The sequence below is a fragment of the Acidovorax sp. LjRoot204 genome (assembly GCF_056175785.1).
In genome coordinates this window covers 1-1,132 of sequence record NZ_JBGFFF010000365.1, presented here as the reverse complement: position 1 = coordinate 1,132, position 1,132 = coordinate 1, and the positions used below count along the sequence as shown (strand labels likewise).

Sequence of the window (1,132 nt, the reverse complement as noted above, 5' to 3'; positions counted from 1 at the left end):
CAGCGAGCAGTGCCGCCGTGGCCAGCGCCCGCAACGAGAAAACCGGTGCAGCGGATGTCATCAACGGTACGACAGTTCAGCACGGCGGTTTTGGGCGCGCGCATCTTCGGTAGCGCCTTGGGCTGCAGGCTTTTCCTTGCCAAAACTCACGGCCTCGACCTGGCTGTCAGGCACGCCCAGCAAGCCCAGCGAACGGCGCACTGCTTCTGCACGCTTCTGGCCCAGTGCCAGGTTGTACTCGCGGCCACCACGGTCATCCGTGTGGCCTTCGATCATGACCTTGCGGTTGGGGGCCGCTTTGATAAAGCGGGAATGCGCTTCAATCAGCGACTGGAACTCGGGTTTGATCACGTAGCTGTCGTAATCAAAGTACACGACGCGCGCGACCCCCACGGGGCCTGCACCGTCACGGCCGGACTGGCCGAGGTCCACGCCCGCCACGCCGCTTTGCGATGTATTGCCGGAGTTGGCACCGTTGTTGGCTCCACCCATGGTGGAGGTGGCATTTTTGTCTTCGACCGGCACATCGTCCAGCTTCACGCCAGAGCTGCAGCCCGCCACGAGAGCGGCAACGGTGAGGGCAAGGGTAATACGTTTCATCATCCAAATTTCTCCTGAAGGCTTGATAACTGAAAGTGCAGATAAGTTCATTGCTTTTGGAACGGGCCCCAGTCCGGCTCGCGGATGTCGCCCGCCTGACCGGCGAGACGCGCCTTGATCTTGCCGTCCAGGGTGGTGGTCATGAGGGCTTCACGGCCCTGCTGTTGGGTGGCGTAAACAATGAGCCGGCTGTTGGGCGCAAAGCTGGGATTTTCGTCCGCCGTCGTGTCAGTCACTGCATTGACGGTGCCCGTGGACAGATCCATCACATGCAGCTTGAATGYGCCACCCACGCGGGAGATGTAGGCCAGCCAGCGACCGTCGGGACTCACGCTGGGCGAGATGTTGTAGGTGCCAGTGAAGGTCACGCGCTCCGCATTGCCACCGGACGCACCCACCTTGTAGATTTGCGGGGCACCGCCCCGGTCGCTCACAAAGAAAATGCTGCGGCCGTCGCCCGAGAACACAGGCTCGGTATCGATGCCTGCGCTTTGCATCAGGCGTCGCGGCTCGCCGCCGTTGGCATCAATGG

Annotated in this window: 1 protein-coding gene and 1 pseudogene; both read right to left on the bottom strand. The window is 62.0% G+C overall.

Annotation, left to right across the window (positions count from 1 at the left end; translation table 11 throughout):
- Positions 1-60 precede the first annotated feature (60 nt).
- Positions 61-603, bottom strand: a complete 543-nt coding sequence (gene pal / locus AC04MI_RS25430) for a peptidoglycan-associated lipoprotein Pal (protein WP_099730420.1) — start codon at positions 601-603, stop codon at positions 61-63.
- Positions 604-647: 44 nt separating this feature from the next.
- Positions 648-1,132 (bottom strand): annotated as a pseudogene (locus AC04MI_RS25425) (Tol-Pal system beta propeller repeat protein TolB); the annotation flags it as partial.

Excerpts from the sequence above, each read along its gene's own strand:
- pal (WP_099730420.1), bottom strand. The coding sequence starts at position 603 with ATGATGAAACGTATTACCCTTGCCCTCACCGTTGCCGCTCTCGTGGCG.